Origin of the sequence: Bacillus sp. S2(2024) (genome assembly GCF_050474045.1) — a bacterium.
Classification (GTDB): domain Bacteria; phylum Bacillota; class Bacilli; order Bacillales; family Bacillaceae_G; genus Bacillus_A; species Bacillus_A yunxiaonensis.
Window position 1 is genome coordinate 2,236,460 of sequence record NZ_JBFLUS010000003.1, and the last position, 24,607, is coordinate 2,261,066.

Annotated in this window: 25 protein-coding genes and 1 pseudogene; 5 read left to right on the top strand and 21 right to left on the bottom strand. The window is 35.1% G+C overall.

Annotation, left to right across the window (positions count from 1 at the left end; translation table 11 throughout):
* Positions 1 to 310: 310 nt before the first annotated feature.
* On the bottom strand, positions 311 to 2,911 hold the full coding sequence (gene ppsA, locus AB1284_RS11190; protein WP_429749376.1) for a phosphoenolpyruvate synthase: 2,601 nt from the start codon (positions 2,909 to 2,911) through the stop codon (positions 311 to 313).
* Positions 2,912 to 3,708: 797 nt separating this feature from the next.
* Here ppsA and AB1284_RS11195 point away from each other — a divergent pair.
* Positions 3,709 to 5,139, top strand: coding sequence for a PQQ-dependent sugar dehydrogenase (locus AB1284_RS11195; RefSeq protein ID WP_429749375.1), 1,431 nt, complete (start codon positions 3,709 to 3,711; stop codon positions 5,137 to 5,139).
* Between the two features lie 427 nt (positions 5,140 to 5,566).
* Here the strand turns inward: AB1284_RS11195 and AB1284_RS11200 are convergent, their stop codons facing one another.
* The 8 genes and pseudogenes from AB1284_RS11200 to AB1284_RS11235 form a co-directional block, all read right to left on the bottom strand.
* Positions 5,567 to 5,938 carry a GntR family transcriptional regulator gene (locus AB1284_RS11200; RefSeq protein WP_429749374.1) on the bottom strand — a complete coding sequence of 124 codons (372 nt, stop codon included), beginning with the start codon at positions 5,936 to 5,938 and terminating at the stop codon, positions 5,567 to 5,569.
* Positions 5,935 to 6,591: an ABC-2 transporter permease gene (locus AB1284_RS11205; protein WP_429749372.1), complete on the bottom strand. Its 657-nt coding sequence runs from the start codon at positions 6,589 to 6,591 to the stop codon at positions 5,935 to 5,937. Before AB1284_RS11205 ends, AB1284_RS11200 begins: the two co-directional genes overlap by 4 nt.
* Positions 6,584 to 7,438, bottom strand: coding sequence for an ABC transporter ATP-binding protein (locus tag AB1284_RS11210; RefSeq protein WP_429749370.1), 855 nt, complete (start codon positions 7,436 to 7,438; stop codon positions 6,584 to 6,586). The genes AB1284_RS11205 and AB1284_RS11210 overlap by 8 nt, the downstream gene beginning before the upstream one ends.
* 638 nt (positions 7,439 to 8,076) lie before the next feature.
* Complete coding sequence (locus tag AB1284_RS11215) at positions 8,077 to 8,391, bottom strand: DUF3892 domain-containing protein (protein ID WP_429749368.1); 315 nt, start codon at positions 8,389 to 8,391, stop codon at positions 8,077 to 8,079.
* A 49-nt stretch (positions 8,392 to 8,440) separates the two neighbouring features.
* Positions 8,441 to 8,512 (bottom strand): annotated as a pseudogene (locus AB1284_RS11220) (tyrosine-type recombinase/integrase); the annotation flags it as partial.
* A gap of 12 nt (positions 8,513 to 8,524) precedes the next feature.
* The gene (gene adaB, locus AB1284_RS11225) at positions 8,525 to 9,070 is read right to left on the bottom strand and encodes a methylated-DNA--[protein]-cysteine S-methyltransferase (RefSeq protein WP_429749367.1); all 546 of its coding nucleotides are present in this window, start codon (positions 9,068 to 9,070) and stop codon (positions 8,525 to 8,527) included.
* On the bottom strand, positions 9,054 to 9,692 hold the full coding sequence (adaA, locus tag AB1284_RS11230) for a bifunctional transcriptional activator/DNA repair enzyme AdaA (protein ID WP_429749365.1): 639 nt from the start codon (positions 9,690 to 9,692) through the stop codon (positions 9,054 to 9,056). Before adaA ends, adaB begins: the two co-directional genes overlap by 17 nt.
* Positions 9,693 to 9,780: 88 nt before the next feature.
* Positions 9,781 to 10,494: a 2OG-Fe(II) oxygenase gene (locus AB1284_RS11235; RefSeq protein WP_429749364.1), complete on the bottom strand. Its 714-nt coding sequence runs from the start codon at positions 10,492 to 10,494 to the stop codon at positions 9,781 to 9,783.
* 207 nt (positions 10,495 to 10,701) lie between these two features.
* Here AB1284_RS11235 and alkA point away from each other — a divergent pair, with 207 nt between their 5' ends.
* Entirely contained in the window at positions 10,702 to 11,613 is a 912-nt protein-coding gene (gene alkA, locus AB1284_RS11240) for a DNA-3-methyladenine glycosidase II (RefSeq protein ID WP_429749362.1), read from the top strand.
* A gap of 271 nt (positions 11,614 to 11,884) precedes the next feature.
* On the opposite strand, the gene AB1284_RS11245 is transcribed toward alkA, so the two are convergent.
* The 3 genes from AB1284_RS11245 to AB1284_RS11255 form a co-directional block, all read right to left on the bottom strand.
* Positions 11,885 to 12,379, bottom strand: coding sequence for a GNAT family N-acetyltransferase (locus AB1284_RS11245; RefSeq protein WP_429749360.1), 495 nt, complete (start codon positions 12,377 to 12,379; stop codon positions 11,885 to 11,887).
* Between the two features lie 158 nt (positions 12,380 to 12,537).
* Positions 12,538 to 13,101 (bottom strand): GNAT family N-acetyltransferase, encoded by a 564-nt coding sequence (locus AB1284_RS11250; RefSeq protein WP_429749358.1) that lies wholly within the window; start codon positions 13,099 to 13,101, stop codon positions 12,538 to 12,540.
* A gap of 14 nt (positions 13,102 to 13,115) precedes the next feature.
* Entirely contained in the window at positions 13,116 to 13,499 is a 384-nt protein-coding gene (locus AB1284_RS11255; RefSeq protein ID WP_429749356.1) for a VOC family protein, read from the bottom strand.
* 121 nt (positions 13,500 to 13,620) lie between these two features.
* Between AB1284_RS11255 and AB1284_RS11260 the strand changes: the two genes are divergently transcribed.
* Positions 13,621 to 13,866: a DNA alkylation repair protein gene (locus tag AB1284_RS11260; RefSeq protein WP_429749354.1), complete on the top strand. Its 246-nt coding sequence runs from the start codon at positions 13,621 to 13,623 to the stop codon at positions 13,864 to 13,866.
* A 392-nt stretch (positions 13,867 to 14,258) separates the two neighbouring features.
* Here the strand turns inward: AB1284_RS11260 and AB1284_RS11265 are convergent, their stop codons facing one another.
* The gene (locus AB1284_RS11265; RefSeq protein WP_429749352.1) at positions 14,259 to 15,173 is read right to left on the bottom strand and encodes a D-alanine--D-alanine ligase; all 915 of its coding nucleotides are present in this window, start codon (positions 15,171 to 15,173) and stop codon (positions 14,259 to 14,261) included.
* 5 nt (positions 15,174 to 15,178) lie between these two features.
* Positions 15,179 to 16,627, bottom strand: a complete 1,449-nt coding sequence (locus AB1284_RS11270; RefSeq protein ID WP_429749350.1) for a PLP-dependent aminotransferase family protein — start codon at positions 16,625 to 16,627, stop codon at positions 15,179 to 15,181.
* 894 nt (positions 16,628 to 17,521) lie between these two features.
* Between AB1284_RS11270 and AB1284_RS11275 the strand changes: the two genes are divergently transcribed.
* On the top strand, positions 17,522 to 17,896 hold the full coding sequence (locus AB1284_RS11275; protein ID WP_429749348.1) for a PH domain-containing protein: 375 nt from the start codon (positions 17,522 to 17,524) through the stop codon (positions 17,894 to 17,896).
* Between the two features lies 1 nt (position 17,897).
* Entirely contained in the window at positions 17,898 to 18,581 is a 684-nt protein-coding gene (locus tag AB1284_RS11280; protein WP_429754290.1) for a DUF4018 domain-containing protein, read from the top strand.
* A gap of 197 nt (positions 18,582 to 18,778) precedes the next feature.
* Here AB1284_RS11280 and AB1284_RS11285 read toward each other — a convergent pair whose 3' ends face one another.
* From AB1284_RS11285 to AB1284_RS11315, 7 genes are all read right to left on the bottom strand, one after another.
* Positions 18,779 to 19,906 (bottom strand): alkene reductase, encoded by a 1,128-nt coding sequence (locus AB1284_RS11285; protein WP_429749346.1) that lies wholly within the window; start codon positions 19,904 to 19,906, stop codon positions 18,779 to 18,781.
* Positions 19,907 to 20,024: 118 nt separating this feature from the next.
* Positions 20,025 to 20,321 carry a putative quinol monooxygenase gene (locus tag AB1284_RS11290; RefSeq protein ID WP_429749344.1) on the bottom strand — a complete coding sequence of 99 codons (297 nt, stop codon included), beginning with the start codon at positions 20,319 to 20,321 and terminating at the stop codon, positions 20,025 to 20,027.
* 87 nt (positions 20,322 to 20,408) lie between these two features.
* Positions 20,409 to 21,047 (bottom strand): nitroreductase family protein, encoded by a 639-nt coding sequence (locus AB1284_RS11295; RefSeq protein WP_429749342.1) that lies wholly within the window; start codon positions 21,045 to 21,047, stop codon positions 20,409 to 20,411.
* A gap of 35 nt (positions 21,048 to 21,082) precedes the next feature.
* Positions 21,083 to 21,511: a MarR family winged helix-turn-helix transcriptional regulator gene (locus AB1284_RS11300; protein WP_429749340.1), complete on the bottom strand. Its 429-nt coding sequence runs from the start codon at positions 21,509 to 21,511 to the stop codon at positions 21,083 to 21,085.
* Between the two features lie 401 nt (positions 21,512 to 21,912).
* The gene (locus tag AB1284_RS11305) at positions 21,913 to 22,377 is read right to left on the bottom strand and encodes an NUDIX hydrolase (RefSeq protein ID WP_429749338.1); all 465 of its coding nucleotides are present in this window, start codon (positions 22,375 to 22,377) and stop codon (positions 21,913 to 21,915) included.
* A gap of 76 nt (positions 22,378 to 22,453) precedes the next feature.
* Positions 22,454 to 23,095 carry an FMN-dependent NADH-azoreductase gene (locus AB1284_RS11310; protein WP_429749336.1) on the bottom strand — a complete coding sequence of 214 codons (642 nt, stop codon included), beginning with the start codon at positions 23,093 to 23,095 and terminating at the stop codon, positions 22,454 to 22,456.
* Between the two features lie 429 nt (positions 23,096 to 23,524).
* Positions 23,525 to 24,403 (bottom strand): AraC family transcriptional regulator, encoded by an 879-nt coding sequence (locus AB1284_RS11315; RefSeq protein ID WP_429749334.1) that lies wholly within the window; start codon positions 24,401 to 24,403, stop codon positions 23,525 to 23,527.
* Positions 24,404 to 24,607: the final 204 nt, after the last annotated feature.

Consider the following 24,607-nt stretch of genomic DNA (forward strand, 5'->3'; position numbering starts at 1 on the left):
TGTGGTGTAAGTGTAAAAATAGAAAAAGCGTGTTTTGAAAAAAATTGATTAAAACACGCTTTTTTTATATTCAATTGAATCATCCTTTTATAAAAAAGTTTGATAATTTTTGTGATTCTTTCTCAATTAAAGCACCCTTTAACAGAAGACTCGATTTCAAGATAATCTTAACAGACATTAATATCGATTTTCAGTTACTGCCCCCTTATATGTCCTAGTGACCGGGTTCTTACAATTGACCGTAAAGCACCGTGTTGTCAACGATTCTCCTAATTCGAATTCTCTTCTTTTATGGTTTAAATGTAATGAATTATAGTATTTCTATATACCCTTCTGTTCCATTCACTCTAATCCTTTGTCCATCCTTGATCAGCTTCGTAGCATTCTCCACACCTACAACTGCTGGAAGACCGTATTCTCGGGCAATGACAGCACCATGGGTCATCAAACCACCTACTTCCGTAACCAAGCCTTTGATAGATACAAACAGCGGTGTCCAGCTAGGGTCGGTAAAGGCGGTAATCAATATATCTCCCTCTTCTAAATTCGCATTTTCCATATTTAAGATGACACGTGCTCTTCCTTCGATAACACCGGAAGAAACAGGTAGACCTACAATAGCATTAGATGGCAGGTGTTCCCGTTTATATTCACCTGCAATGATTTCACCATCAGACGTGATAACACGTGGGGGAGTTAGTTTTTCATATAGTTTGTACTCTTCTTTTCGTTTGCTGATGATCTGGTAATTCAGTTTGTTTGTACCTACAACTTCGCGAAGTTCCTCAAAAGTAAGATAGTATATATCTTCTTTTTTACGAATAACTTTGGCTTGTACAAGCTGTTCGGCTTCTTTCATCAAAGCCTGCTTATAAACGAAATAGCGATTAATCATGCCGTATTTTGGATACTCCCGATAACCGATGAAATTCCGGATTAGATCAATCATTCGTTTTGTTTCTTTGGCTTTTTGTTCACCATCCGGTAATTGCTTCAATCGATCTAATAACTCTTGTTCTTTTTTCAAAGCTTCTTGTCGCCCTTGCTCAAATTTCCGCTTGCTAGCATTCGGCTCAAAGTTTTTGATGTTACCCAGAATCATGGGGACAAGTGTAGTTGGTTGTTCGCTCCAACGACTTCTAGTAATATCGATTTCTCCAGCACATCTCATTCCGTATTTGTTGAGATAAGCATAGATAGCGTCTTGGGCTTCCCGTCCACCAACAAACTTAATCAGTTCATCCAAAAAGTTATCATCTTTTACATGTTGTAAATAATCAATTACTTCTGGATATGGACGAATCACATCTGCGACATCCAATAGCGCCAGACCCATTTCCGAAGTAATATTGTTTTGTACAGATTGAGAAAGCGTATCTGCTGCGTTTTTTTCACCTAACCACTTGTTCATTTTTTCATTGACCCATGTTGAAGCATCCATAGCTGCCATAAATACAGCTGAACTTTGTGGATCAAATAAAATCTTCTTTAATTCCTGAATATCTTCTAGAATAAAATCAAATAAATCTGATCCTGATTTCATTTGGATATTTTGTTTTAACTCTTCTATGGATGTTTGACTACGCTTAATCAAAACAGAAACGATTGATGGATTGTTTTCGATTTGTGCCAGCATATCTGTATTGCCTCTTCTGGGATTTGGTGCTTTATTATCATTTGGTAACGATTTTATAAAATTTCCTCGATCAATGATGTTCATAAGTGCGTCTTTCATGAGCGGATCGTGTTGTCCCATGGCATTTAATAAAATGTTTCTATTGATAGATGAAGCCAGTTGATGTGTGACATCAACAAACAACCTCCCACCAGCTTTACGCATAGGAGCAGGAGTCGTTAACAGGAAAAATGACAATCCCAGTGGTTTTATGGGATCGGTCATCATTTGTTGGTGACCGACAGATACATAAACGTGATTTTCTTGATCATTCGCTTCAGGGATGGGGAAAAGAGTCGTGATTGGACGACTCTGGACAATGTAAAATGTATCATCAGCCAAACACCATTCGATATCTTGTGGGCAACCAAAATAAGCTTCGATCTGTCTTCCTGTGCGTGCTAGTTGTAAAATTTGTTGTTCAGTAAGTGTTTGAGTCTTTTGCTGATCGTGATCAATCTGCTGAGTCTCTGTGCCTCCTTCTTTTAAGGCATAGATTGCTAGTTTTTTGGTTGCAATCATTTTATCGATGATCTTTTCTTCTTGCACCTTATAGCAATCGGCAGATACTAAGCCGGAGACAAGTGCTTCTCCTAGTCCAAAGCTAGCATCGATGGATAGCACCTTTCGATTGGAAGTAATCGGATCAGCAGTAAATAAAATTCCTGAAGCCTGTGGGAACACCATCCGTTGAATGATAACGGATAAATACACTTTGCTGTGGTCAAATCCGTTTTGCATACGGTAAATCACGGCACGATCCGTAAATAGGGAAGCCCAACATTTGCTGATGTGCCGCAAAATGGATTCTTTTCCGATGATATTTAAATAGGTGTCTTGCTGACCGGCAAAAGAGGCATATGGTAAATCTTCAGCAGTTGCACTGGAACGCACTGCATAAGCATGTTCATCGCCAAACTGAGAGAGAGAGTAAGCAACAGCTTTCACAACATCGGAAGGAATCTCTACTTCCATAATGATTTTCCGAATCTTCCTGCTGATTTCACCAATTTGATCTCGATCCCCTACTTTTAACAGTGTTAGTTGATCCAGTAATTGATGAAGCTCCACATTTTTCCCAATGACTCTTTTATAAGCCTCAGTGGTAACACAAAATCCTTCTGGCACTTGTATTCCATGAATCTTCGATAGTTTCCCCAAATTCATGCCTTTGCCACCGACCAACATTTGTCTCGTTTTATCGATTTCCCGAAACTCTAGTACATATGGTTTCATTTCTTTCCCTCCCATTTATCGCTCAATACCAAGACGAATCATATGACAAAAATTGTTCATCTAATCAACCAATTACGCTGTCCACTCGTTCTTGCTCCTGGCGAAGTTCCATATTCATATCAAACACTCCTTTAAAAAAATAAAAATAGGAGTTGACTAAAAAGGATTTTATGATGTATAATTAAAATAGGGATAATTTATATAAAAATCCATTATTGGTGCATCTATATAAATTTAACACAGTTTCTCATTTTTATCAATGTATTTACACGACCATAATTGTCGCAAATTCAAAGGAAGAAAATCCCCATTTTACAAGATAAATGACGCTACACGAAATGATATCCAAATATCCAATCATTTCGTGTAGCGTCAGGAAAATACGGATTTACAACGTTAAGAAATTCCAATATTAAAAGCCCAACTTCTTAGTATTAATATTAAGAAATTGGGCTTTTTTCGTTACCCTATTAAAGCGCCCAGTTGTGGAAGATCTTATTGAAGATAAGCACCCGTTACTTTAAGTGATTCATTCACAATATTATTAAGTAAATTCCCTTTTACTTTCAGTAATGTACTGAAATCCATACAGTAAAAACACCATCTACAATTGCGTTGAGTAATATAAACAGTTTGAAATTTCCATATGTCCATCTTAATATCCATATAGAACCTACCAAAAACGGACCAATATGAAAAGGAAATTCCCCTAATTCCCCGTCCCTAATTTGATACTAATAGCACAATTCTAATCATATTCTTATAAAAGAAAACTATAAGAAGGAGTGTAAAATTAGTTGATAAAAGTTAAGGTTCGTTTACGCCCCATTGTAAGTAAGATAAATTTACCCACTGTTTTGAAAACAGCTATACTTCCGGGTGACTCAATTGAAAGATTATTTATCGCAACCCAGGTAGGAGAGATCTTTTACATAGGAGACGGAGTTATAAAGACTTTTTTAGATATTCGCCCCCGAGTCATAAAATTAGGTACTTCTGAGGAAGGTGTTTCTGGTAGTGGATATGATGAACGGGGATTGCTAGGGCTAGCATTTCATCCAAAATTTTATTATAACGGTCTGTTTTATCTTCATTATTCAGTAGCTGGAACACAAGGTCCAGGTGCTCTTTCTGAACATTTTAAGCCTAACCCGTGTGATCCCAGAACTTTAAACCTAAGGTGGACAAATAGAGAAACGGGGTATGATCATATTGATACAGTTGAAGAATGGATTTTACAATCGAATGGTCAACCTCAAAAACGACGGACATTACTTAACATAAGAAGACCATTTTTTAATCATAATGGTGTAAATAGCTTAAACTTTTCACCTGAAACCGGAAAACTTGTTTTAACAACTGGTGATGGTGGAGCAGGATATGATCCATTTAATTTAAGTCAGGATAATATGGAAATATTCGGTAAAATAATTGAAATTGATGTAGCTAAGAATACATTTATCAATAATCCACCCGTAGTCACGCGTTTTAATGAACTTCCCGCACCTATTCAGGAAACGCTTACGGTAATTGCCAAAGGGGTTCGTAATATAACAGGCATTTCATTTCAAAGGTTTTATAATCAGTATATCAAATATGTAGGGATTGTCGGACAAGATTTGGTAGAGTCGATTTTTTCATTCGTACATTATAAACCAATACCGGTTACTCAGCTTATTCAAGCTTCTTTAATGGAATCTAACCCTGCCCCAGACGGACTTATTAATTTTGGTTGGCGGGGGTGGGAAGGTGCTTTTCCTACTTCGTTTATAAGGAGCTGCTCTGAGAATCCGCCTTTGAATGAGAAAACAATTGCTTATTACGATGAAACAGTAAAAACTTCAGTGAGGCGTCTACAGCCTTTAACTAGTTATTTTCATACAGATCCCAGACCCGATAAGTTTGGAGGAACTGCACTTACAGGACTCCAGCCATATATGGGGAATGGAATCCCAAATTTAACGGGAAGCGTTGTGTTTACAGATTTTGCCCAGAAAGAAGAATCTCGACCTCCGGTTAGAGGGGTTTTAGCTTATACCAAGGTAAGTACAAATTGTAAACTAAATGATTTTAGTGTTATTGAAACTGATTATAATTTTGGGTCTCAATCAGCTTATTATGTTAGTTTGGGAACAAATCTGGATCAAACTAGACTATATTTAGGGGCTTACGGCTCTATGAAAGTGACTGATTTTAACCAAGGTACTGTTTTTGAAATTGTTCCGTGATTTATAACTATAAAATTCGACGACTGGAATATTCGTCATATATTTACTATATTTATGACGATAAAGAAGTAGGAAATTTCAAAATAGGGCGAATTGCAGCTTTGGAATAAAGGTTGTTCAAAAATACCTCGCAAACCCACATTTTATGATAAATAAAAAGAAAACATTTTGAAAAAAGATTGCTCAAAATGTTTTCTTCTTCAGCAGACTTTAGTTTGGCTTTTATAAAAAAGTTTAATCATTTTCCACCTGTATTGTTCAACAATCGTGCCCGATTGTTGAACAGATTTAAAAAATTGAATGGTCCATAGACAAAGCAAAGTTGCCTGACTGATCTAACTCAAAAATCAAAAGCACACCCGTAAAATGATGGGCTTCTTTGGGATTCCTGCGCAAAAAGAACACATTTCGTATCACAACGTTTTATTTAAACTGTATAAGCCTTCTTCAAAAGTTCAATAACTTCTTCTATTGTAAGACCAAAGGATTTGTAGTATGAAATGTCGCTAACCATTTGCTTCATGACCATTTCGTTGCGTATTCGCAGTATCTCATCGGGTGAGAATTCGGCTACAAAGCACCCTTTACCTGTTATTGTATTTATCAAACCGCATCGTTCGAGTTCTTCCCAGGCTTTCTTTACAGTGATGATACTAATACGAAGTTCCTTGGCTGCTTGTCGAATTGGTGGTAAACAATAGCCGCTTTCTAATTCGCCTTTCAAAATTTGGGCGCTGATTTGTTCGAAAAGCTGCTGATAAATTGGCTTTTCAGATGTGTTCGAAATTGCTATGTTCATTGTATCTCCACTTGTAGGAATCGCTTATACGCAATTCGATAAGCAATCATGGTGAATGAAATAAATATCAGGATTCCCGCGATCAGGATGGATATTTGAAGCGTCATATTGTCAGCACCGCTACCATTGAAAATGTCAGACACAAAAGAATTCTGGATTCCAAGCCATTGTGCAACTACGGCAAAAACCATGGCAGCTGTAACGGATGCGAAGGTTGCTTTACCAGATTTATACGCTGTCTTATAATACATGGAAATAAAGAAGATGTTGAAGATCGCGAGCATAACAAAACATAGTCCCCAAAAACCCATGTGCGGTGCGAAGAAATAGTAAGTTTGATTCGGATATAAGCGAATATTAAACATTCCAAAGATAATTGCACTAACAATATGCAATAATTCCAGAATGACAATAACGAACACCCTTGCCTTCACCATGTCTTTTCTGGTTACAGGCATCATAGTGGTAAATATCAAATCGTTCTGAGTTCTATATCCTGCAAACATAATCGGTATCGTTATCCAGCAAAAATACAGAATGACAATAAAATATAACCAACCGGGAACAAGCATTAATGCACCTGTCAAAACAGGTAATACAAAAAACATGGGATTAAGGCCTAATTTTAAATCCTTCATCACTAAGTTATACATACATACCCTCCTTTTTTGAGAAGTAAATCATGATTTCTTCGAGACTCGGCGTAGTTGCTTTAATATCGGAGGAGGAATCGAAGTCTTTGGAGTAAATCAATCCCGTAAAACCAAATGAATTTATTTTATAGGAAATCAACTTTTCTTTCACCTGATTTAGTTGGTTTTCGTTACCATTTAGTAGGCGATATGAAGCAATAAATTCATCTTTCTCAGAACTGTTGATAATTTGACCGTTTTCGATAAAGGTAATAAAATCTGCGCATTTCTCCAAGTCGGATGTAATATGAGTAGAGAAAATAATGCTGATTTCTCCATCTATCACGAGCTCTTGAAAAATATCCAACAGATCATCTCTTGCGGCTGGATCAAGTCCACTTGTCGGTTCGTCTAGGATGAGAAGCTTCGCCCCATGGGATAAGGCAAGGGCCAAACTGTACTTTACCTTCATTCCCGCCGACAATTCACATATTATTTTGTTCTCATCCAATTTAAATCTTTGTAAATAGTTGTAATAGGTTTCATCATCCCAATTCGTGTAGAACTTCTTAATCACATTTGTCAACGTCTTCATTTTGCTTCGAGTATAAAAGTCAATGCCGCTAAATGCGTATCCGATTTCCTGTTTCAATTCAATCTCGTGTTCGGCAATGTTCTTTCCTAAAATACGTACCTCGCCGCTATCAAGATGAATCATATTCAAGATCGATTTAATGGTGGTTGTTTTTCCTGCGCCATTGGCACCGATAAAACCCATAATATACCCCTTTTCCAGTTGAAACGATACATCCTTTAACTCGAAATCTTGATATTTCTTATTTAAATTTCTAATGTCTAATGCCAGCATACAGAACCTCCTTATTAATTGTGTATACCGTATATGCACAATATATGCCAGAGTACTTATTAAGTTGACTATCAAATTTTCCAATATGCACCCATTTTTCATGCATCACAATAGTAGGTCAAGGATTAATAGATAGAGACTTACTAAAGAATCGTGAACATAAGCAAGCAGTTATGATAAACAAAAACATATATAAAGAGTATATAATCTTTAGGAAAGACGCTCTTAGGGTCATGGTAGACGGAAAACGGAAAACTAGAAGAAATATATGTAGGTGATAAAACATGTAAGAAAGCAGAAATGGGAGATATATTCGAAGTCATTAAGTACAATGGTAAAATTGAAGTTAACCCTAAGTACGACTATAACGAGTAATATGTGTAGAGTGTTGCTTTGGAATAAAGGTTGTTCAAAAATGTTTTGCAGACCTTTATTTAGTGGGAAACAAAAAGAAACCATTTTGAAATACTATGGTCTTTAATATTACATAGTATTTCAAAATGGTTTCTTATCCAGCAGGTTTATGTTTCGGTTTTATAAAATGGTTTTCTTCCAGCAAGTTCACGAAAATCACAGTAAATTAGTAAAGTAAAGAAGAGAATATCCAAATTAACATTCTCTTCTTTAGGTTTACCCTTTTAAAAAGAAGGTAAATTATCTAAGTTATTTTCTTTCATACCATCAGGTTCACTACGTATAATATCCCTGCCATACTTATGAAATACGTCCACATGAGCTAACTTCCCTAATTTTGCTTCATCAAGAGCAGTAATATAATCTAATTCTCTTCCACTACTTGTTTTAAAAGCAATAATATCATCCTCATCATTTTTACGAACTGCAATAATTTGTTCTACTCCTGAATCGACTTCCTCAACTACTTCCAATTGAGCTTGGTCTTTCCCTTGTTGTAAGTATTCACTATAAATTTTTTGAAAGTCTTTTTTATCCATAAACCCCACCTCCAAAACATTTTATTAGTATGTTCGGAAGCTATTCGTTTTATGTACTATGCCCCAGTAAACTTTGAATCACATCAATTGGTGCACCGTTATTTATCATATGCGTTGCATAGCTGTATCGTAATTAATGCGGATGTATACTCTTTTTAATTCCAGCTCGCTTTTCCAGATCCAGGAGTAGTGCCTTCATTTCTAATCCACCCCGATAGCCAGTTAATGAGCCATTCTTTCCTATTACACGATGGCACGGTACAGTAATTAATACCGGATTAGCCCCAATAGCCGCGCCTACAGCACGAACAGCTGCTGGTTTATTTATATCATTTGCAATGTCGGAATAGGATTTCGTCTGTCCATAAGGAATTTCACAAAGTGCATTCCAGACTGCTAGTTGAAATTGCGTACCTACGTACTCAAATGGAGCAGTAAAGGTTTTCCGCTTTCCTTCTAGATACTGAGTGATTTCAACGACATAGGGTTCAAGCTTTTCATCATCTTCAACAAGAGGACTTCCTGGAAAGCGTTTCTTAGCCCATTCGAACAATTCCTCAAATGGTTTGTTCTGTGAACCTACAAACACAAGCCCCTTTGAAGTTGAAGCAATATAAAAATTCCAATCCTTAAACTTTAGTAAACACCAATAAAGGGTTGGTTTATTCTTTGTTTCCATTGTACTTTTCCTCCATTTTACTCATTTGACGAAATTGTGCTGGTGTCTGTCCAGTTTTCTTTTTAAATAAAGTAATAAAGTAAGGCGCGTTAGCCATACCCACACATATGGCGATATCTCCAATCGCTTTATTTGTCTGAATCAAGTACTTTTTAGCCGCGTGTACTCTAACTTGTTGCATGTACTCAACCGGCGTAATGCCTTTAATCTTTTTAAATGTTCGATGCATATGATACGGACTCCCATAACAAATATCTGCTAACGATTCTAGAGTTAATTTTTCTGTGAAATTTTTATCAATGTATTCAGTAATTAAATCAACCCACTCGCTATCAGGCAGATTTTCATTAGTGGGCTTGCAACGTTTACACGGGCGAAAATTTGCGCAGAGAGCTTGTTCTGCGTTTGGAAAAATGCATACATTTTCTTTTTTCGGAACGCGAGATTTACAGGATGGTTTACAGAATATCCCTGTCGACTTTACAGCGTAGAAAAATTGATTATTGTACGCTGCATCATTATTTATAATTGCTTGCCACTTTTCATCTGTTATCATTTCTACATCATTCGAAATTCTATGATCATGGCTCTCTTTATGTCCGTTATTGATACTATCCAGCATTTCTCTCACCTCTCCTCACAATATACTCCCTATAAATTCAGAATGTACAATTCTAGGAATGGAATAGCAAGATATTGAAGTTTAATTTTTATTTAGAATCGTGAAAAATGATTCCAAGACCGTATCGTTCCCCAGAAGTAACCGTGCTTACTCCGTGACGAACCGTATTTTTGTAATATCCTTTTTTACCTAGAACAGGTCTATGGTTAGTAGGAAAGATCAACGCACTGCCTTGTTCTAAAGCAATTACATGTCCCCTACTCTGAGCACGAGGAATTTGTTCCACTAATAGAGATTCTCCACCGCAAAAGTCTTTATCTCGTTGATTTAATACAAATACTACTTGAAACGGGAAAAATATGTCGCTATATAAATCTTGATGCAAACAATTAAACCCGCCTGTTTCATACTTTAGTATTAAAGGTGTCGGTCTAGTTTGTTCATATTCTTCACAGGTGTTCAAAAAATCTTGAAGATGATCTGGAAACTGTTCTGTTTTCTTTAAATAATCCAACCATCGATTGGCTATTTTGGCCAATTCTAGATAAAAGGACTCTCTTAAAATTTGGATGATTTCAGGTAATGGATAGGAAAAATATTTGTACTCCCCATTCCCAAAGCGATATCTCGTCATATCGATTGTCGTTCTGTATGACCCTTCCTCACAATACAATTCTATGAAGAATTCACATTCCTCCTTTGTTAAAATCGCTGGAAGCTTTGCAAATCCTTGTTCATCTAATTCATTTTGAATTGAATCCCAATTTAAGTTTTCGACACGTGTTTTTATATCTTGGGCCATTTTTACCCACTCCTATTTAGCATTCTTGATAACTAACACTATAACCTCATAAATAGAAAAAAATAAGATATTTAGAATGTAATAGCAAGATAACAAAATTAATAAAGATTATTATGTGATAAAATAAAATTTCAATCAGTGTTAATTTTCTTGTAATTATTTTGTAAAGAGTATAGAAAATCGTAATAAGGTGAGGAGAATGAAAAAGTGACATGGCATGAAGTCAATGATGTTATTGTAATTACATTACCTGAAGATTTCGACATAAATGCTAACCTAGACTATCTAACAAGGGAAAAAAATGAATGCATGTATGAAATAGAGAACGATATAATTACAAAAGTTATAGCCGTCGGGGAAATTCGGTCCTTAGTACAGGTAAGCGTAATCAATAATAAACAAATGGTTGTTCAATTCCTAAATGATTCTAGACCCATTGAAAAGTGGAAACGGGAAGAGATTGTAAAATATATTCATGAATGGTTTGATCTTGATAACGATTTAACGCCATTTTATGAAATGGCAAAAGCAGACCCATTACTTAAAATGACTGCCCGAAAATTCTATGGATTGCGAGTTATCGGCATTCCCGATTTATTTGAAGCCTTATGTTGGGGAGTTTTAGGGCAACAAATCAACTTAGCCTTCGCGTACTCCTTAAAGAAGCAATTTGTAGAAGAATTTGGCGATTCCATCGAATGGAACGGTAAAAAGTATTGGGTGTTCCCACCGTACGAACGAATTGCACAGTTAACACCTACCGACCTAGCAGATATTAAAATGACGGTAAAAAAAAGTGAATATATCATTGGAATTGCCAGATTAATGGCAAGTGGAGAATTATCGAGGGAAAAATTAATGAAAATGAACTTTAAAGATGCTGAAAAAAATTTAATTAAAATACGAGGAATCGGTCCTTGGACAGCCAATTATGTTCTAATGCGCTGCCTCAGGTTCCAGACAGCTTTTCCAATCGATGATGTGGGCCTTATTAATTCGATAAAAATATTACGTAATATGAACCGAAAGCCTACGAAAGATGAAATCTTAGAAATATCGTTTCCATGGAAAAACTGGGAATCATACGCTACCTTTTATTTATGGCGTGTCCTTTATTGAATAATTACAACTCAAACCGGAATGTACTCAATAAAAAGAGAATGAACATTAAAACCTAATCCCTTCATTAATTAATCCTATATAAATATACAAGCACCTTGTTTAGGAACGACAAGTATAAGACAAACTTTTTAAAAGGTGCTGTTTGCCTTCTTAATAGGGATTGGATTTAACTCCTAGATTAGGGAAACCCTAGCCTATCTGGAAGCCTTGACTCTTCCAGATTATGGCCCGATTATTGAACAAAGCAATACTCTATATTGTCTTTGAGTTAGGAAACAATGTATTTATAAAATTTTTTGTCCACTTGCATGATAGGGAAATTGGTAGGTAACTTGTTAAATTCTATATTTTCGAAACGATGTTTTTCATAAAACCTATGGGCTGCTACAAATTGCAATGTCGTTCCTAAATATATTTCTTTCACTTCTTTTGTTCTTGCCCATGTAATTGCATTATGTAATAAAAGACTGGCCGTTTGAAATGTCTTTCCTCTAAAGTCCTTTTTTACAAACATTTTTCTTAATGCTACTTGATAATTGCCAATATCTAAAAGAGCGATAGTACCTACAACTTTTCCTTGATAAAGTGCGATCCAAAAGTTACCGCTTCCGGATTGGTAAACACTTTCTATACTAACTAAATCAGGTTGGTCTTCTTTTGAAATAGGAATATTATATTCATCTTGTTGGATGGAGAGAATTAAATCTAAAATTTGAGATTGATAATCAGAAGAATATTCTTTCAAGGTAAGGTTATCGTTCATATATAACACCGTCCAATATAGTTTTAGATTTAAAATAAAGTTCGATAATTTATAAAAAAGTGTGATCATTTATAAAAATTTTTGATAAAAATATATATTTTGTAAGACCTAAAACTAGAGGTTTAGGTCTTATATTGTCTTTATTCATATTCATGTAATTAACGCACTTTTTGAAATAATGTTGCCCATTCTTCCTGCAGCAACGAATACATAATCGCATCGTGCTCGACATCATTTTGAATCATATATTTTCGAAGTAACCCTTCTTCCGTAAAGCCTGCTTTTTGTAATAATTTACGAGATAATTCATTTTCTGGGTATACAACAGCTGAAATCCGCTTAAAATAAAGTGTTTCAAACCCATATGTAAGAATAGCTTGTAATGCTTCTGTCGCATATCCCTTTCCCCAATATGTTTCATCTAATTCATAGCCGATTTCAGCACGTTTATGCTTGTGATTAATTAAATGAAATCCGCACGAGCCAATTAATTGATCTGTTCCTTTTAATACGATCCCCCAACGAAATGCAGATCCCTCTTCATATCTTTCTCTAAAATTCCGAATCACGTTTTTTACTTCTTCTATATTTTGAAACGAATCCATTCCAAAATAACGAATAACAGGTTCTTTCGTAAAATAATGAAACATCGCATCTGCATCTACCAACGTTAATTCCCTTAATTGCAAACGATTTGTTTCTAAAATAGGAAACTTTCGCATACTCTCCCGCTCCTTTAGTCTAATGAACTGCAAATTTCAATATAATTTCCATCCGGATCAGAAACGTAGGAAACTGTTTGTCCCCATGGTTTTGTAACAGGCTCTACTAACACCGTTACTCCTTGTTTTTTGAAGTTATGTATTGTTTCCGTAACATCATCGACCACAAATCCAATCTCAAATGTAGATGATTCCGATAACGTTTTCGGAATTGATAAACCCGTTAACTCTTGAACATCATTTCTACTATTGATTGCCAAAATTGTAGAACCTGTATCAAATTCAACATATGTACCGTGCTCACCCTTTATCGGTAGCTGTAATATATCACGATAAAAACGGATGCATTCCTCATATTGCTGTGCATATAAAATGATGTATTTCATTTGAAGTTTCACATTCTTCTCCTCCTTTACATTCTTACTATTTTGACAAAAAATGCAGAAATCCTTTATAGGGTTTTTCCTTATGAATAAACTCCGCCATATCAACAAATGCTAACAATGGAGGTGTGTTGATATGGAACCAATGCTTTGTCCAAATTGTAAAACAAACCGAACAAGATTTAATATCATTGAACAAACAGCAAAACCAGTAAAATTAAATCCACAAACTGGTCAAATCGAGGAAGAGTATACAAACGAAAATATGAGTGCATTTCATATGGCCTACAAAGGTCCTACATATCGCGTACAATGTGCTGCATGCGGCTTAATTGAAAACCCAGAACAATTCATTAAACCGGCACAAAACCAATCATTTTAGTCTTTTAAATAAAAAAGTTGCTTGTAAAATAAGCAACTTTTTTCACTTTCGATGAAGTTCAATTTCTCCCGCTATTCCGTGGGCAATCCCTCCCTATAAAGTTTGATCAAACATACTAATGGAACGAGGTTTTTTTACAATAAACAAAAAGGAATCCATTTTGAAAAAAGATTGGTCAAAATGAATCCCTCTATATTATTGATAAATGTGGACCTGGATGAGTTCGAAGTCACTTGAAACAAATGAATAATCCTTGGAAAGAATATAAGACATAGTATTCTTTTTCCAAAAATATATTTTCTAATACCATTAAAATATCAGACGGACTAAGGCAGCTACGGTCCCACTAAGTCTAAAGTTCCTAAAATTTCAACACTACAATTATCTTTCTATTAAAATCCTTCTTTTTTCCTAACCTGTAAGGAGGTTTCAATAATCATATCCAATAGCTTACTATAGGTGATCCCCACCGCATGAGCACTTTTTGGTAGTAAGCTATTTTTTGTCATCCCCGGCAATGTATTCACTTCCATTACATATGGGATTCCATCTTTTATAATCATATCAACCCTAGCATAAACACTGCATTTTAATGCTCTATAACACGCCATTGCAGCCTCAGCGACACGCTTTTGCGTTGTGACCGGAAGTTCTACAATCTCTTCAATCGTAGCCGCATCATCATATTTCGCATGATAGTCAAAGAACTCGGCCGTATGTTGAATCGAAATAATCGGCAAAAGTTTTCCATCCAAAATAGAACATGTAATTTCTTCGCCCTTTATATATTTTTCAATTACGATTTCAGAATCCCATTTCAATACATCCTCAAGAGAGGATAGTAAAGACTCCTTATCGTATACGATCTTTACCCCTACGCTGGAACCACCCGAATTAGGTTTTACCACTAACGGATACCCCATTTTTTCAACTTCATCAAACTGAAGTTCTTCCATATTCGAAAGATGAATCCAATCCGGGGTTTGAATTCCTTCATAACGAATCAATTTTTTCGACATATTTTTATCCATACAAATACCGCTTGATAACATGACACTTCCTGTATATGGAACACCGAGCGATTCCAGTGTACCTTGAATTGTACCATCCTCCCCATATTCTCCGTGAAGCGCCAACAAGGCAATATCGATATCCCTTACCTTTTCAATAAGCTCTTTTTTGTTATTTAGTTGAATAGGCACAATTTCGTACTTACTTTTATCCAAATGTGCAATCATTTCTTCCCCAGTCATGAGGGATACTTGTTTTTCGGAGGACACGCCTCCCATAATTACGCCAACTCTCACTTTTTTCAACTCCCATTTTCATTTTTCAATGTATCTCCAATTACCTTAATTCCCTTAAGAATATCCGCTTCTTTTAACCGAGAGAATCCTAATCGAAACGTATTACTTCCCCTTCCATCCGTGTAAAAGACGTCCCCAGGAGAAAAAACGACTCCCTTTTCATAGCATTTTTTCAAAAGTGTACGTGAATTCATTCCTTTTTCTAACTCTAGAAAAAGATGAAGTCCCCCATCCCCAGTCATTCTTTGAAAAGGAATATATTGATGACAAGCATGAACAGCTAGTTCATATTTTTTCTTATAAACTGACTTGGCCTTTTTTAAATATTTTTCAAAATAACCATCATGTAAATATTGATACAGCACTGCCTGATCCAGTGTAGATGTATGAATTGTTCTTGCCCTTTTCACACTTTCCAAGCAATGAATTAATTCTTTATCTGCTAAAATCCATCCAACACGTAATCCTGGAAAAAGAATTTTTGAAAAACTGCTGATATAGATAACATTGTTGCCGGACCCAGCGAATGTTAATAGGGGTGCTAGATGAGAACCCGAATAACGCAATTCCTCATTAAATCCATCCTCCACGATAGGGATTCCATATTTCGAAAAAAGATTCATGATTTCAGTCCTTTTTTCTGAGGATGTGACAATTCCAGTCGGATTATGATAAGACGGGATTAGATATGCGAAATCAAAATCCATTTCGGATAAACTTTTCTCAACTTGATCAATATCAATACCATCATCCTTCATTTCAATCCCATGCACATCAAGTCCATGTAATCGAAACAGTTTTAAGGCAGCATGATGGGTCGGGTTTTCACATATAATACGACCGGATTTCTTCGCTAAAGAAGACAATAAAATATCCAGCCCTTCGGTGAAACCATTCGTAATCAAAATATCCTTATTGGAAATATTTACCCCTTTCATTTCCATATAGTGAAGAAGGTAATCAATGAGAGGTTTATAGCCTTTTGCATATCCGTAGTTCAAAACGATATCCCCTTCAATGGACATTCGATTCAGAAAAGCTCTTTTAAAATTTTCAACATCAAAAAGCTTTTCGTCTGGAGCAATGCTATTAAATGAAATCATGCCTTTTTCCCAGCGAACACCGTGCTTCATTAAATCTAATTCATCAGCTAACAAGGTAACTTCATTGACCTTTTCTTTCCAGTTTAGTTCGATGGATGGAGTTTTGGATGTTTTAACTTTTCCTATAAAATTTCCTTTTCCCTTTATTGCATAGATTAAACCTTCTTGTTCTAAATCTGCGTAAGCAGTGAGAACAGTATTTCTGCTGACCGATAATAATTTACTAAGTTCTCGGGTAGATGGAAGCTTCTGGTGTTCCAGCAGATGTCCTTTCATAATCATTTTTTTCAAATAATCCTTTAATTGAATATAAAACGGACGATCATCCACAAGTTTAAAATCATTAAACACTCCCTTGACCCCCTTGCTATCATTTTTGCATAACTATATCTATCCTAAAAGGTCCACAGCATATGTATTTTCTTTAATCAGCGGTATGGTTTTAGGAATCATTCCTACAATTTTAAGATGAAGCATGTTGCAAATTTAATTTCACTTCACCTACTTATCCCATTATAAATTAAGCTTTTTTTATATAGTGTAGTGCTATCCTAAGGGAAAGTAAAAATTCCCTCTTAGTAATAGTACTATTTTTATACCGTAAACAGTTGTTTTTTATCTTTCAAAACACTTACAGGAAATTAATATTTTTTAAGTTTTAATGTAGCTTTGAAATAAAGTTTGTTCAAAAATACTTCATAAACTAGCATTTTACGATAAATAAAAGAATCCATTTTGAAAAAAGATTGATCAAAATAGATTCTTCAGCAGATTTAAGTTTGGTTTTTATAAAAAAGTTTGATCATTTCTACCTATGTTGTTCAACAATCGCGCCCGTTTGTTGAATACAATGATTAGTATTTTTTAAACAACTTTATTATTTTTTTAATGACTTTATTGTCATTTCACAGTCACATATTAGTTATATGTAATATGTGATATCCTTTATTTTTGATAACTTTTTACCTTTTAGGTCTTGATAACCATTTGTTGCTACTCAACAGTACCTTAATCCGCCTTTCAGTTTAGATCTTCTTTTCACTATAAAAACGCCCCTTTAGATAAACAGATCCAAAGGGGCAAAACATCGTGTCTTTTTTATAAACACCGTGACTTTATTTAAAAGCAACATTAGCTCTTTCGCGTATAGTATGTGGTCTTTTATTTTTAACTAATTTATTCTGAAAAGACTACGGAAATTATCGAACCTTATTTAAATGATATAATCATCATATATAGAAAGAGGTGATTGTAATACCAACATTACTAGATACAGAAAAAAACTTACTCCACGAAAACGAAACGATCCTTTTTTACACACAATGTTCTCTCTCTTTATTTCTGCATAGAGGGCCATCCATGCCAGGAGTAATACTAGCAACAAATAAAAGAATGCTATTTGTATATAAGGAGAAAAACAAATTTAATTCTCAAAGATATGAAGAATACTTATATGAACGTATTGAAGAAGTAAAAGAACATCCCTATTTTTTCAGCTCTCATACGTCTATTTATTACAACGATGATTGGGTACGTTTTGAAAAAATATACGATCAAAATATAAGAAAACAACTTTGTTCAATCATACAACAGCAAATTGTAAGTAGCTCATTAACATAGGATTACAAGTTTCAATCAAAATCAAAAAATGATGCGATTAATATCAGTTACAGCCATTGCAATTATTAGTTTTTTATTTGTACCTATACTCGCCTATGTACGAATAATTATTGCTTATGTGATGCAATGGATTGCTTTAGGGATGGGTTATATGTTAAATCCGCTCTTTCTATCAGCTGAACTTAGTCATAAAGCCGATTCTTTAAATAGCAAATTAAATAAGGGTGACGCACCCCCTCCCCCACTTCCAGAAAAATATAATCCATTAAATTTACAATCTATTACAGTTTTTATTATCATAATCATCGCCATATATGTAATGTGGAAACTATTTAAGAGACGTCATGAAATCAACTTTGGGCGTATGTCTTCCTATGAACCTATCATTGTTGGTCCAGAACAACGAAATATACAAAAGCGAAACCGAAAGTTACGACCACCAAACAATGCAATTCGCAAAGAAATTTTTAATTTGGAAAAGAAACTAAAACCACCATTAAATCGGCTACGCGGTGAAACAGTTGAACAATGGATGGAACGACTTCATAGAGACGAAGAGGTCGCCATTCAATTTGATGTGATTATCGATGCATATAACGCTACAAGGTATGCAAATCGTGATGATACTGAACTTCTCCAGAAATTAAAAAAAGAAGTTCATACATTATACAAATATCGAAAATGATTGAAAGAAAAGAAAAAATAAGCTTGAATCTCAATACTAGCTAAAAACCTCGACTTCTCCTACTGGAGTCATCGAGGTTCGTAGTAATATGATAAGGGTAATATAAATTCGCTTCCCCCTATCATGCTATTTTCTCTTATATTTTTTGCTTACATAATAAAAGAAGAACACCTTTTGTGCTCTTCTTTTATTATTACTCATATTAATGTAGCAAGATGCTGCTTTGCATCGTATTCCTCTAAACTTTCCCCATGTTTAACACGATGAACAAAATCCGGATTAGAAATCAATGGTCTACCAAATGCCGCTACATCAATTGTACCTTCTTGTAGTGCTTCTTCTGCCTCTTTTGGATTTAAATTCCCAACTCCTACAATTATACCATCCCAATATTTACGAACTAATTGATGTAAGTTTTTTCCGTCAGCTATAACTTGCGTATAATTCATTGTTGAAGGATGAATCATCGTTAATCCTACTTCACAGAACATCTCTACGAAAGTTTGAATTGCTACTTCAGGATTTTCCCACATGTAGCTAGGGTTATCACCTTTAAATGCTGAAAAACGAATAAGCGTTTTATCTGCACCAATCGCACTTATAACGGCTTGCAATACTTCTTTCATAAATGTTAACCTTTGTTTTAAATCTCCGCCATATTGATCATTTCGATGATTCGCAAATTCATAAGCAAATTGATCAATTAAATACCCATGTGCCCCATGAATTTCCACCCCATCGAAGCCTGCTTCTATCGCATTCTTAGCAGCTTGTGCATACTGTTCGATCGTCTCTTGAATTTCTTCTATTGTCATCGCTTCTGGCGTATCAAAAGGCTTCCGAAAACGTGGGACATTTCCTTGTGCCGCAATAGCTGAAGGTGCTTGTGGTAAGAATCCACCTGTTAGTTCATGATGGCTCATACGTCCTACATGCCATATTTGCGCAATAATTGTTCCACCTTCTTCATGTACTGCATCTGTTACTGACTTCCAAGAATCAATTTGCTCCTTGGTATAAATACCTGGAACACCTGGATTCCCCTTCGCTCTTGGGCTAATTACTATTCCTTCTGTAATAATTAGACCGACACCATCTGCCGCACGTTTCCGGTAATAATCGGCTACATCAGCTCCAACTACCCCTGTCTCATCATTAGCAAAACAACGCGTCATCGGTGCCATTGCCACACGATTACGAAGAGACCAAGCCCCAATTTGAATCGGATCAAATAACTTTGTTTCTTCCACGTTTTGAAATGATCCCCAATTGCTTATATTCGTGCCTTCATAGATACTGGCTATTTTATTATTTGAATTTGTCATCTTTCTTCCCCCTTAATTAAAAATGCCACTTACATTTCATTGAAACGATGGAAACTGTCTATAACCGTATCATAATTTTTCACAAACTAGTGCGTCAATTTATACGATCTCCTTGTTATTACCCTTGTAGTGGTTTTCCATCAAAAGCTTTTATATCTAATGGTGCAACTAGAAATTGATTTGCTTTGCCAACAAACGAAGTGAAATGCTCACTCTTATTGTGATTAGCAACTACTTCTGCATTTTCCCACACTTCTACCATTGTATAGACATTTTCTTTTTCGGTATCCTTGTACAAATCATAAGACATATTTCCACTTTCTTTTCTTGAACCACTAATTAGTGGCTGAATCTCATCTAAAAACGCTTCTTGTTTTGCTGGATCCACATGAAATTTAGCATGGATTATAATCATAGTACTGTCTCCTCTCACTTTTCTACTTGTATTTGTATATAAAAAAGTCAATCACGCAAATGATGAAACCTTGTGCTCTTCTATCAATTACTTCCACTGAGCAATTTTATCAATTGGAAGACGAACTGATGGGTAACCACTGTTAGCTGCTTTTCCAATTGATATTAACATAACTGGTACATAACGATCCTTATCTAAACCAAATACCTCTGCAACTTTGTCTTTTTCATATCCACCGATTGGACATGTATCGTATCCGTGAGCACGAGCTGAAAGCATAAGTTGCATCGCTGCAAGACCTCCATCAATTAAAACTACGTCTTTCATATCTTCTCGAGAAATTGTTGAGAAATAACCTTTAAGCTTCTCCATTTGACTTTCTTTTACGTCTAAAGGCATATATCCAAGTTCAACTGCTTTACCGTAAATTTCTTCACCATTTTCAAAATTATTCAAATCACCAAAAACAGCAATCATTGCTGCTGAAGTTTCCACTTGACGTTGATTAAATTTAGCAAGTGGAGCAAGCTTTGCTTTTCCTTCAGCACTATCAATTACTAAGAAGCGCCATGGTTGCATATTTACAGAAGATGGTGCAAGAGTTGCTTCCGTAAGGATCTCTGTCATTTCTTCTTTACTAATTTTCACAGTAGGATCGTAATTTCGAATAGAACGTCGACCTGTTATAATTTCTGTAAAATTATTTGTTTTTTGTGTGTTAATCATAGTTGAATGCTCCCTTTTTCTGTCTAATAATGATATTAGAATTCTTTTATATTTTTTTGAATGCGATTTAACATATTTAGAAGGTTATCCCGTTCTTCTTCGTTAAAATCCTTTAACACAGAAGTGGCAAATCGCTCTTTTTCCTCTTGAAAGGAATGAATTTTATTCCGACCAGCATCCGTTAAACTAACAAGGGTTATTCGATTATCATTCGGATTTTTACGTCTTGTAATCATTTCGTTAGCTTCAAGTTGCTTTAAATGTCGGGTAATTGCTGCATTGTCAATATTGATTTCTTTTTGAAGTGCCTTTTGACTTATTTCATCTACTAGATAAAGTTGATGTAAAAGTTCCAATCTAGACTGGCTAATCCCCGTACAACCTTCGAATTTCGAACTAATGTCTTTATTGAGGAAATGTAATTTATATAAAATGACTGCTTCCTTTGAACATGAATCGCCCAAATTACCACCCCTTTTTTATACTGACTAAAAATTTGACATATCAATAATTGATACATCAAACAATATACATGAGTTTCATTTGAAAAGCAATAATTTTATTTTATCCTCCTTTTAATGGGTAGCTATCCCTTCTACTGCTCAAAATTATATTTACTATTCCCGTTGCTCACCAGAATTATTATTCAGCTTTATTTCCACATGTACAACTTAGAATCGGATGTCTTATATGCTAGACAAAACCATAATTCACCCTTCTTATTCTCCTCTGACCTATATCCAATTTTTAAAAGATAGGATTTCACAAAAAGAGACTGCCCCAAAAGGCACATATGTACCTTTTGGGGCAGTCTCTTTTTGTTTGAAATTACACGTAACCTTAACCGTACTGAGCCATCTTTCTTTTAGTTTGTCACAATATGTTCTACACACTGCGGTAAATGATCTAGCTTTGTTTTTAAAAAGGCAGGCTGCATATTAAATTGATTGATCTCCTCTAGTGGAACCCATTGAAACTCAAATTCTCGTCCACCATCTTTTCTTATAAAAGAATCCGTTTTTGGAATAGAACAACCTGTTAAATGTGTTTCATAATAAAAGCCTATTTCATGAAACTCATGATTATCATAAGTAAAAAACTTCTCAACAATCCACATTAATCGTTTTACATTTGCATCCACTTCTAATTCTTCTTTCAGCTCTCTTTTAAGAGCAGATTCACTACTTTCAAGCATTTGAACTCGTCCGCCAGGTAGACACCAAAAGTTATCTCCCTTCCCGCGATGAAGAAGAACCTTCCCATTCTCTATACATACAGCTGCTACGCGATAATTAAAGCGTTTCCCATCCTCTGTGAAAACAATATCCATCTCGATTCTCCCCCACTTATCTAATAAATAAAAACCCACAAATTCCATTATAAGAAATTTGTGGGTTTTTTTCTAATTATTCAAAGAAACCTTTCGCAACTTCTCTCGCGTGTGCCATTGCTTTTTCTTTAATGCTCTCTGCCTCATCTGGCATTTGATTCATACCTTCTACAATAATAGATTGTACATCTTCAATTCCAACAAAGCCCATAATCGCTCGAAGATAACGATCTCCAAATTCTACTTCTGTTGCTGGCCCTTCTGAATATATACCACCGCGCGCTTGAATATGAACGGCCCTTTTACCAGATAACAAGCCAACAGGACCTTCTGCTGTATACTTGAATGTTTTTCCCGCCATACAAATTGTGTCAATATATGCTTTCATAAGCGGTGGAAAGCTAAAATTCCACATCGGTGTTACAAATATATATTTATCTGCTTCTACAAACTGATCTGTTAATTTATTAATTGCAGCGATCTTACTTTGCTCTTCTGCAGAAAGATTTTCAAACGCTGTCCCTTTTTGTAGCTTTCCCCATCCATTAAGTACATCCGCATCAATATATGGAATATTGGTTTTGTACAAATCAAGATCAATAATTTCATCATTTGGAGCCTCGTGACGATATGCTTCTAAAAAAGCTTGTCCAACTGTAAGACCATACGATTGATCAGTTGGTTTCGGATTTGCGGTAATGTATAGAACTTTACTCACTTGCTATCCTTCCTTTCGAAATATAAATTCAACCCTCCTTATATTGCCTTTTATCTTAATTTTTATTAAAAATTTTATATTTGTTCGAAAGAATCCTCATTAACTTATCATGATGTATACTGCAAAAGTGCGATTATTTACTACAAATTCTACTTCGGACTACACTGATATTATGTTTTGCGAGCGCTATCATGGATACTGTTTTTACAAAAAGGTTAAATCGTTTATAAAAATAATGAACTGAAATATCCTATTCTGATTAAAATAGACATTTCAGTTTTTCTTCTTAAACTAACGAAGCAAGATTCTTAAGGAAAGTATGGTTATATAAAAAAGTGGATAACTACAAACAGTAGTACCCACTTTTTATTTAATAGCGTTTATCCCGCACTAACGGGCAGTAAGATCCCCACTGATGGAAGTTTCACTTTATGCTTTTCTTTTTTTCACAGGAATCCATATTTCACTTTTGAAATTAGGTGCAGAAGTAGCTTTACCTTCAGTCCATAACAATTCTGGACCATCTACTGCTTCATAATTAGAAGAAGGAAACCATTCAGAATAAATTCGTCCCCATACATTTTGAGTGTCTTCTGGAAAATTTCCTTCAATTTTAAAAATAGCCCAAGTTGCCGCTTTAACTTCTTGTGTCTCAAAATGATGCATTTCTTTAGAGGTTATAGCGACACCTATTAAGTGATCGAGCTCTCCCTTTTCTTCCATACGTTCTTCAGAAAAGTTAAACGATGCACTAATGAGTCCTTTCGGTTCTGTATTTGAAAGTTGGTTTAATTGTTTAATCTTTTCAGAATCTAATTCTGCCCACATTGCTGTAATTGCAGTATTTTCCCCCTTAAACACAATAGGTACTCTTTTTTTGATTCCTACAAGTGTAAAAGCTTCTTTATCCTCTATACGATAATTCATTTCTACTCCTCCTTGAATCGTTAATTGGAAAGTCATACGCGGAAATGCTTTTAACGAATGTCCACGCTGTCTTACTTCTGAGGGCGTTAAACCATGCAATTTATAAAATGCCTTCGTAAACGAATCTGGAGATTGATAGCCATATTTTAGAGCTATATCTATAACTTTGACGTTCTGAGAACTTAACTCAAAACCCGCATTAGTTAAACGTCTACGCCGAATGTATTCTGCTAAAGTTATTCCAGCTAGAAAAGAAAACATTTTTCTAAAATGGTATTCTGAACAATGGGCAATGCTCGCAATTTTTTTATAATCTATTTCATGTTCAAGGTTTTCTTCAATATAAGCTAACGCTTTATTCATATTTTTTAGTAAATCCATTTGCATGACCTCCCTTTCATTTATAGATTATCATTCTAATAAAATAAGAACCCGATATTTTATGTTCATTTCAGACGGGTTATAAAATGAGTTAAAGTATTATATACGCTTAAAGTAACCGATGCTTTAGTGTAAAAAGGATTTCAAAATGATCAAACTTTATTTCCAAATTACCAATAACTTTTTATGAAAAAACATCTCTCA

What these genes read in the sequence shown, in the direction of transcription:
- ppsA (WP_429749376.1), bottom strand. Translation starts at nt 2,911, where the DNA reads ATGAAACCATATGTACTAGAGTTTCGGGAAATCGATAAAACGAGACAA.
- AB1284_RS11200 (WP_429749374.1), bottom strand. Translation starts at nt 5,938, where the DNA reads ATGAACATAGCAATTTCGAACACATCTGAAAAGCCAATTTATCAGCAG.
- AB1284_RS11205 (WP_429749372.1), bottom strand. Translation starts at nt 6,591, where the DNA reads ATGTATAACTTAGTGATGAAGGATTTAAAATTAGGCCTTAATCCCATG.
- AB1284_RS11210 (WP_429749370.1), bottom strand. Translation starts at nt 7,438, where the DNA reads ATGCTGGCATTAGACATTAGAAATTTAAATAAGAAATATCAAGATTTC.
- AB1284_RS11215 (WP_429749368.1), bottom strand. Translation starts at nt 8,391, where the DNA reads ATGGATAAAAAAGACTTTCAAAAAATTTATAGTGAATACTTACAACAA.
- adaB (WP_429749367.1), bottom strand. Translation starts at nt 9,070, where the DNA reads ATGGAAACAAAGAATAAACCAACCCTTTATTGGTGTTTACTAAAGTTT.
- adaA (WP_429749365.1), bottom strand. Translation starts at nt 9,692, where the DNA reads ATGCTGGATAGTATCAATAACGGACATAAAGAGAGCCATGATCATAGA.
- AB1284_RS11235 (WP_429749364.1), bottom strand. Translation starts at nt 10,494, where the DNA reads ATGGCCCAAGATATAAAAACACGTGTCGAAAACTTAAATTGGGATTCA.
- AB1284_RS11245 (WP_429749360.1), bottom strand. Translation starts at nt 12,379, where the DNA reads ATGAACGATAACCTTACCTTGAAAGAATATTCTTCTGATTATCAATCT.
- AB1284_RS11250 (WP_429749358.1), bottom strand. Translation starts at nt 13,101, where the DNA reads ATGCGAAAGTTTCCTATTTTAGAAACAAATCGTTTGCAATTAAGGGAA.
- AB1284_RS11260 (WP_429749354.1), top strand. Translation starts at nt 13,621, where the DNA reads ATGGAACCAATGCTTTGTCCAAATTGTAAAACAAACCGAACAAGATTT.
- AB1284_RS11285 (WP_429749346.1), bottom strand. Translation starts at nt 19,906, where the DNA reads ATGACAAATTCAAATAATAAAATAGCCAGTATCTATGAAGGCACGAAT.
- AB1284_RS11290 (WP_429749344.1), bottom strand. Translation starts at nt 20,321, where the DNA reads ATGATTATAATCCATGCTAAATTTCATGTGGATCCAGCAAAACAAGAA.
- AB1284_RS11295 (WP_429749342.1), bottom strand. Translation starts at nt 21,047, where the DNA reads ATGATTAACACACAAAAAACAAATAATTTTACAGAAATTATAACAGGT.
- AB1284_RS11305 (WP_429749338.1), bottom strand. Translation starts at nt 22,377, where the DNA reads ATGGATATTGTTTTCACAGAGGATGGGAAACGCTTTAATTATCGCGTA.
- AB1284_RS11315 (WP_429749334.1), bottom strand. Translation starts at nt 24,403, where the DNA reads ATGGATTTACTAAAAAATATGAATAAAGCGTTAGCTTATATTGAAGAA.